The sequence below is a fragment of the Polaromonas sp. P1_G2 genome, from assembly GCF_056405515.1.
Genome location: NZ_JBFUBY010000197.1, coordinates 1 through 7,784, shown reverse-complemented (window position 1 = coordinate 7,784; position 7,784 = coordinate 1). Strand labels below are relative to the sequence as shown.

The 7,784-nt window shown below is 63.4% G+C and carries 7 protein-coding genes; 3 read left to right on the top strand and 4 right to left on the bottom strand.

Going from position 1 to position 7,784, the window contains the following annotated elements; translation table 11 throughout:
- Positions 1 to 201: 201 nt before the first annotated feature.
- From AC1D0P_RS18070 to AC1D0P_RS18055, 4 genes are all read right to left on the bottom strand, one after another.
- Positions 202 to 975: a tetratricopeptide repeat protein gene (locus AC1D0P_RS18070; protein ID WP_477678015.1), complete on the bottom strand. Its 774-nt coding sequence runs from the start codon at positions 973 to 975 to the stop codon at positions 202 to 204.
- Positions 976 to 1,032: 57 nt separating this feature from the next.
- The gene (locus AC1D0P_RS18065; protein ID WP_477678014.1) at positions 1,033 to 1,692 is read right to left on the bottom strand and encodes a TetR/AcrR family transcriptional regulator; all 660 of its coding nucleotides are present in this window, start codon (positions 1,690 to 1,692) and stop codon (positions 1,033 to 1,035) included.
- Between the two features lie 103 nt (positions 1,693 to 1,795).
- Positions 1,796 to 3,079, bottom strand: coding sequence for a patatin-like phospholipase family protein (locus AC1D0P_RS18060; RefSeq protein WP_477678013.1), 1,284 nt, complete (start codon positions 3,077 to 3,079; stop codon positions 1,796 to 1,798).
- Between the two features lie 129 nt (positions 3,080 to 3,208).
- Positions 3,209 to 3,706: a phasin family protein gene (locus AC1D0P_RS18055; protein ID WP_477678012.1), complete on the bottom strand. Its 498-nt coding sequence runs from the start codon at positions 3,704 to 3,706 to the stop codon at positions 3,209 to 3,211.
- Positions 3,707 to 3,919: 213 nt separating this feature from the next.
- On the opposite strand from AC1D0P_RS18055, the gene AC1D0P_RS18050 reads away from it, so the two are divergent.
- From AC1D0P_RS18050 to rfbD, 3 genes are all read left to right on the top strand, one after another.
- The gene (locus AC1D0P_RS18050; RefSeq protein WP_477678011.1) at positions 3,920 to 5,905 is read left to right on the top strand and encodes an SDR family oxidoreductase; all 1,986 of its coding nucleotides are present in this window, start codon (positions 3,920 to 3,922) and stop codon (positions 5,903 to 5,905) included.
- Between the two features lie 97 nt (positions 5,906 to 6,002).
- Positions 6,003 to 7,067: a dTDP-glucose 4,6-dehydratase gene (gene rfbB / locus AC1D0P_RS18045; RefSeq protein ID WP_477678010.1), complete on the top strand. Its 1,065-nt coding sequence runs from the start codon at positions 6,003 to 6,005 to the stop codon at positions 7,065 to 7,067.
- Between the two features lie 8 nt (positions 7,068 to 7,075).
- Positions 7,076 to 7,784, top strand: a 709-nt coding sequence (gene rfbD, locus AC1D0P_RS18040; RefSeq protein ID WP_477678009.1) for a dTDP-4-dehydrorhamnose reductase, incomplete at its 3' end; no start/stop codon positions are given.

Sequence of the window (7,784 nt, the reverse complement as noted above, 5' to 3'; positions counted from 1 at the left end):
GAGACCCCGCCTGAACCGAGCACCGCAGGTTGCCCGTAGCGAAGCGAAGGGACGCAGCAACCAGGGTCGCCTTTTCTTTTGCTTACTTTTCTTTTGGCGAAGCAAAAGAAAAGTGAGTAGCTGCCGGGCTACCCCCGGCCAGCAACCCTCAGCAAAGGGCGAGGGCGCGCAAGCCGGAGCAAGACCCAGCCAAGCGCAAGCTTAGTCTTCCAACTCCGCCTTAGCCATCTCCACATCCAACCGTTCCGTCGCATCCAGCGCCTTGCTGGCCGCTGCCTGCTCATAAAGCTTGGTGGCCTCTTTCATCTTCTTGTCGCCTTCAAGCATGACCATCCCGTTGGCGTACTCGATCATGCCGATGGCCGAGCCGGGGTGTAGTTTCAGGGCGTCTTTGTAGAGCGACAGGCCCACGTCCTTCTTGGCGCCGTAGGTCATGCCGCCTATCAGCGAGCCGACCTTGTCGATCACCTCGGCGTGGAAGGCCGCCAGCGCGATGTGGGCGTCGGCGTGTTTGGGCGAGAGCTTGATGGCCTGCTCAAGTGCGTTCTTCACCTTGGTGCCAAGGCCCTGGGCCAGGGCCTTGGCCACGCTGATGCCCTGGCTGTAGCGGCCCAGCGCGTAAGCCTGCCAGTACCAGGCGTTGGCGTTCTTCGGGTCGTCTTTTTGCTGGGCTTCGGCGCGGGCGGCGACTTCCATGAAGAGGTCGAGCTTGGCTTTTTCCTTGGTTTCCAGGTAGGTGGCGTACATGCTGGCGGCTTTGTTGGCCACCGTGATGCCGTCTCCGCCGGCCTTGAGGCCGGCGTCAAAGGCCTTCTGGAATTCACCGTTGTGGAACAGCACCCAGGCCTGCAGTACGTCGGCATCCTTGGGTAGGGGCTCGCAGTCGCCTGTGTGCAGGCGGGCCCAGCTCTTTTTCAGGCTGGCGGCATCGAATGCGTAGTCGCCGGCATGGGGAAAAGCGGTCCATTTGGCCATGTGTCTTGTCTCCTGTAAAAATTGTTGGTGTTATCAATGAGGGCTGTTTGAAGGAACTCAAGCCGGGTTGCTGTAAGCGCCGACCAGGGCTTGCAGGTGCGCGCGCTGGCTTTGCTCCAGGTAGGGGATCAGCAGGTTGAGCACGTGGTGCGCGCCGCGCAGCAGCGCGGCCTGGGCGTTGGCGGGCTCCAGCGCATTGCGCGGGTCGCGCACGTACTCGAAGCTGAGCCAGTAGGTGAGCACCACCACCATGCTGGTGGCCGTGGCCTCAACCTCGCGCGAATCGATGGTCACGGCGCCGGCGCGGCTCATGCCGTCGAGCAGGCTCTTGATGGCGCGTGTCTTGTTCTTGAGCACCCACTGGAAGTGGGTTTCCAGCCGGCGGTTCTTGCTCAGCAAGTCGTTGAGGTCGCGGTAGAGGAAACGGTACTGCCAGATCAGTTCGAACAGCGTGTGCATGAAAAACCAGGCGTCCTCCACGTCGCGCACGCCGTCGCTGGCGTTGAGCAGTTCGCCCAGGGATTTTTCATAACGGTCGAACAGCGAGTTGATGAGCTCGTCTTTGGCGGGGTAGTGGTAATAGAGGTTGCCCGGGCTGATGTTGAGCTCGGCCGAGATCAAGGTGGTCGACACATTGGGCTCGCCAAAGCGGTTGAAGAGGTCCAGGGTAACCTCCAGGATCCGCTCTGCTGTTCGGCGCGGCGCTTTTTTCGCCATTTTGTCTACCTCGTATTGTTCTTGAACTCTAACCCGGCGCTGGCCGGCGCGAAACTAGGGAAGTCCACCAAGCCTCAATATCCGCCCATGGAGAACCTTTGGGTTACGCCGGGACCGCCGTGCGGGAAGCCGGTTGCAGTGCATGGCTTAAATCCTCCATCACTTCCTCCAGCGAGGCGATGGCGCGGCCCACGCGGGTGGCGGCCGGCCTCGCGGCCACCAGGTGGCGCTTGGGATCCTCCAGAACGTCCAGGTTCAAGCTCACGCCGTGCCGCGCGAGCTTGGCCGACAGCGTGGTCTTGCGTGAGCGCAGCATCTGCCGGGTCTGCTGGTAGGCGTGCTCGGCCAGTTCGCGGCGCTGACGATAGCTGAAGGTATTGGCCAGGAACAGCTCGGCATCGCGGTGGTCGGGCTCCAGCAGCACGATGTCGGTGTCGGGATAGGCGTGTTCGTAGTGCTTCATGCCCAGCTCCAGCCGCGAATGGATCATGGAGCGGAAGGTCTGGCTCATCACCGCGGGCAGGCCGCCGCTCACGATGCGCGGGATGGCCTGCTTTTCAGGCGGCAGGCCGCGGCGCATGACGCGCTGGTCCATGGCCAGCCGGGGAGCGCGCGTGGAATTGAAAGGCACCAGCGGGTTCAGGCAGAACATCAGGTCTATGCCCTCGTCCATGGCCACGCCGGCGTGCATGGTCTTCTTGAGGGCGCCGTCCACGTAGTAGTGGCTGTCGATCTCCACCGGGGGGAACAGGCCCGGCAGGGCCGAACTGGCCTGGACGGCCTTGGAAATCGGCACATGGTCCCAGCCGGGGCGGCCGAAGGGCGCGGCGTCGCCGCTGTCCAGGTTGGTCGCCACCAGCGTCAGGCGCGTGCGAAGTTGCCGGAAGTCGTTGGTGCGCCCAGGCTTGGAAAACAGTTTTTCGAGCTGCGTGTCGACTTTGTCGTTGGCAAAAATGCCCGTGGGCAGGGCCGGCCCCAGCGCCTCCAGTGCATGCACAAAAGACTTGCGCCCAAAGGTGGCGCGCCACGCGGCCGATGCGGCCAGGCCGGGCAGGGTGATGCCGCGCCGCAAAAATTCGCCATAAGCCGGCACCATCAGCCAGGCCGGGTCAAACACCTCCGAGGCCTGGTCGCCGTTTTCGATAAAGGCAGCGCAGAGTTCGCGTGGTGTCATGCCATTGGCCAGGCCCGCCGCGATAAAGCCGCCGGCCGAGACACCGACATAGTGGTGCAGTTCAGTGAACGAGATGCCTTGCAGGGATTCATCGAGTGCGCAGAGGGCGCCGATCTCGTAAATGGCCCCCAATGGGCCTCCCCCGGCGAGGGCCAAGGCAATGCGCGGCTGGCTCGTGGAGGGTTTGCTTTTTGAACGCTTGGCAGAGGTCATGGAAAGAAAGTGTAGACGGCGGCCCCGGAAATAATTGCTGCTTTGCAGCAAAACCGCGCAGGCGGAGAGGCGCGCACAGGCGTAAAAAAAGGGACGGCATGTCCCTTTTTCTGGTGAAGCTCGAAGTGCTTAAGCCGACTTGCGCGCGGCCGGGCGCTTGGTGGCCGGGGCCTTTTTGGCGGCGGTCTTGGTCGCCGTCTTGGCGGCCGGGGCCTTGCCGCTGAGTTTTTGCACGTTGCGGTTCAGTTCGTCGATGCGGGCGATCAGTGCGTCCACGTCCTTGGCGGAAGGCACGCCAAGCTTGTTCAGGGCCTTGGCGACACGGTCTTCAAAAATGTTTTCGAGCTTGTCCCACTGGTGGCCGGCTTTGGACTGGATGTCGGTGGCCATGGTGGCCATCTTGTTGGTGGCCTCGGAGATTTTCCCTTCGGCGACGGCCTGGGTTTTGCGCTGGATGGACAGGCCTTCCTTGACCAGGGTTTCAAACACTTTGCCGCCTTCTTCCTGCGCCTTGGAGAAGGCGCCCAGGCCGGCCAGCCAGATTTGCTGCGCGGACTCTTTGACGGCGCCCGACAGCTGGGGACCGGATTTTTTGTCGGCGCTCATTTTTTGCAGTTTCTTGACCATGGTGGACTCCAGACAGTGAGGGTTGTGGATTTGCGCGGACAGTATGCCGCATAGACCGGAAAATATAAGCCTTCCCCGCGGCGCTGTTTAGGTGCCCCGCTCTATGGAAAAGCACGCCCCGCGCCGCTGAGCGCGGGTTTCTGCTGAATAGAGAGTCATGCGCTTTAAGCAAGAATCAGTTTTTGATCGACAGTTCAGCGGAGAAAACACAACATGCATTATTTCGTCACGGGGGCCACAGGCTTCATCGGCAAACGCCTGGTCAAAAAACTTCTGGAACGAAAAGGCACGACCGTTCATTTCCTGATCCGCAAGGAAAGCGCCGGCAAAGTGGCGGCACTGAGGGAGTACTGGGGCGTCAGCGCCGCGCGGGCTGTCGCCATCCATGGCGACCTGACGAGCAAGAAACTGGGCGTCAGCAGTGAGGACATCAAAAAGCTCAAGGGCCAGGTTGGGCATTTTTACCATCTGGCCGCCGTCTACGACCTGGGCGCCGACGAGGAAAGCCAGATCGCCGTCAACATCGAGGGCACGCGCAGCGCGGTGGAGTTCGCCAAGGTCATCGATGCCGGGCACTTCCACCATGTGAGCTCCATCGCCGCGGCCGGCCTCTATGAAGGCGTGTTCCGCGAGGACATGTTCGAGGAGGCCGAGAACTACGAGCACCCGTATTTCATGACCAAGCACGAGAGCGAAAAAATCGTGCGCAAGGAATGCAAGGTGCCCTGGACGGTGTTCCGACCCGCCATGGTGGTCGGCGACAGCACCACCGGCGAGATGGACAAGATCGACGGCCCCTACTATTTCTTCAAGCTGATCCAGCGCATGCGCCAGCTCCTGCCGCCCTGGATGCCGGCCGTGGGCCTGGAAGGCGGGCGCATCAACATCGTCCCCGTCGACTTCGTGGTCGACGCGCTGGACCACATCAGCCACAAGACCGGCATCGCCAAAAAATGCTTCCACCTGGTGGACCCGGTGGGCTACCGCGTCGGCGACGTGCTGGACATCTTCAGCCGCGCGGCCCATGCGCCCAAGATGAACCTGTTCATCAACGCCGCCCTGCTGGGTTTCATCCCGCGCGGCGTCAAGAAGAGCCTGATGGCGCTGGCGCCGGTGCGGCGTGTGCGCAACGCGGTGCTGGCCGACCTGGGCCTGCCCGAGGACATGCTGACCTTCGTCAACTACCCGACCCGTTTCGACTGCCGCGAGACCATGGCTGCGCTCAAGGGCGCCGGCATTGAGTGCCCCAACCTCAAGGACTACGCCTGGCGCCTGTGGGATTACTGGGAGCGCCACCTGGATCCCGACCTGCACATCGACCGCTCGCTCAAGGGAACAGTGGGCGGCAAGGTGGTGCTGGTCACCGGTGGCTCTTCCGGCATAGGCCTGGCCGCTGCGCACAAGTTCGCCGAGGCCGGCGCGGTCACCGTCATCTGCGGGCGCGACCAGGACAAGCTCGATGAAGCCTGCAAGGAAGCCAAGGCCAAGGGCTACCAGTTCGTGGCTTACCCGGCCGACATCGCCGACATGGCCGATTGCGATCGTTTCCTCAAGCTGCTGATTGCCAACCACGGCGGCGTCGATTTCCTGATCAACAATGCCGGCCGCTCCATACGCCGCGCGATCGAGGCCAGCTACGACCGTTTCCACGACTACGAGCGCACCATGCAGCTCAACTACTTCGGCTGCCTGCGCGTGACCATGGGCCTGCTGCCCGGCATGGCGGCCAGGCGCAAGGGCCATGTGGTCAACATCAGTTCCATCGGCGTGCTGACCAACGCGCCGCGTTTTTCGGCCTATGTGGCCTCCAAGGCCGCGCTGGACGCCTGGACGCGTTGCGCGTCGAGCGAGTTCGCCGACGTCGGCATCAGCTTCACCACCATCAACATGCCGCTGGTGCGCACGCCCATGATCGCGCCTACCAACCTGTACAACAACGTGCCGACGCTGTCCCCCGAAGAGGCCGCCGACATGATCGCGCAGGCTTGCATCTTCAAGCCGGTGCGCGTCGCCACACGCCTGGGCATCACCGGCCAGCTGATGCACGCGCTGGTGCCGCGCATCGCGCAGATCGCCATGAACACCAGCTTCCGCATGTTCCCCGACTCTTCGGCCGCCAAGGGCGAGAAGGGCGCCAAACCGCAGCTGTCGGCCGAAGCCGTTGCCATGCAGCAGATGATGCGTGGAATTCACTTCTGACCGGGGCGGCGGCCCTTGCCCACGGCCTTCCCGCCGCGAGGCCGAGGGCATAATGTGAGCCGGTGCCGCACTGCAGCGGCGCATGGAAGGTGAGCTCATGATTTTGGTTACGGGGGGAGCCGGATTTATCGGCGCCAATTTTGTCCTTGACTGGCTGGCAGGCAGCGACGAGCCGGTCGTCAACCTGGACAAGCTCACCTACGCCGGCAACATGGAAACACTGGCGCCCCTCAAGGGCGATCCACGGCACGTTTTTGTCAAGGGCGACATCGGCGACAGGGCCCTGGTCGCTGAACTGCTGGCCAGGCACAAGCCGCGTGCCGTGCTCCATTTCGCGGCGGAGTCGCATGTGGACCGTTCCATCGCGGATCCCGAAGAATTTATCCAGACCAATATCGTCGGCACCTTCCGGTTGCTGGAAGCCGTGCGCCAGTACTGGGCCGGCCTGCCGAACGGCGAGAAGGCCGCGTTCCGCTTCCTGCAGGTGTCCACCGACGAGGTTTACGGTTCGCTCAAGCCCGCCGACCCGGCTTTCAGCGAAACCCACCGCTACGAGCCGAACAGCCCCTACTCGGCCAGCAAGGCGGCCAGCGACCACCTGACCCGGGCCTATCACCACACCTACGGCCTGCCGGTGCTCACCACCAATTGCTCCAACAATTACGGCCCTTACCATTTCCCCGAAAAACTGATCCCGCTGATGATCGTCAACGCCCTGGCCGGCAAGCCGCTGCCGGTCTACGGCGACGGCCAGCAGGTGCGCGACTGGCTGTACGTCAAGGACCACTGCAGCGGCATTCGCCGCGTGCTCGAAGCCGGCAAGCCCGGCGAGACCTACAACATCGGCGGCAACAACGAGAAACCGAACATCGACATCGTCCATGCGGTGTGCGCCCTGCTCGACGAGTTGCGCCCGCGCGCCGGCGGTAGCTACCGCGAACAGGTCAGCTTTATCAAGGACCGGCCGGGCCACGATCGCCGCTACGCGATCGATGCCGCCAAGATGACGCGCGAATTGGGGTGGAAGCCCGCCGAAACCTTTGAAACCGGCATCCGCAAGACCGTGCAGTGGTACCTGGACAACCCTGAATGGGTCACCCATGTGCAGAGCGGGGCTTACCGCGACTGGGTCGATGCCCAGTACGCGACGGCCGCGGCCTGAGCGCGCGCATGAAGATACTGCTTTTCGGCAAGAACGGCCAGGTGGGCTGGGAGCTGCAGCGCAGCCTGGCGCCCCTGGGCGAGCTGGTCGCGCTGGACCGCCACAGCCATGACTTTTGCGGCGACCTCGCCAATCTGGACGGCATCCGTGAGACGGTGCGCCAGATCCGGCCTGACGTCATCGTCAATGCCGCTGCCTACACCGCCGTCGACAAGGCTGAAAGCGATGCCACCACCGCGCATACCGTCAATGCCGAAGCGCCGGGCGTGCTGGCGGAAGCGGCGGACGCCGCCGGGGCATGGCTGGTCCATTATTCGACGGACTATGTGTTTGACGGCAGCGGCAGCAAGCCCTGGGAAGAAAGCGACCCGACCGGCCCGCTCAGCGTTTATGGGCGGACCAAACTCGAGGGCGAGCAGCGCATTGCAGCGCGGTGCGCCCGGCACTTGATTTTGCGCACCAGCTGGGTCTATGCGGCCCGGGGCGGCAACTTCGCCAAGACCATGCTGCGCCTGGCCGCCGAGCGCGACCGCCTGACGGTCGTCAGCGACCAGTTCGGAGCGCCTACAGGGGCCGACCTGCTGGCCGATGTCACGGCCCACATGCTGCGCGGCGCGCTCACTGGGTCCACAGCGGGCTTTGCCGGGATCTACCACGTGGCGGCCGCGGGCGAAACGTCCTGGCATGGCTACGCGCGCTTTGTTCTCGATTACGCGG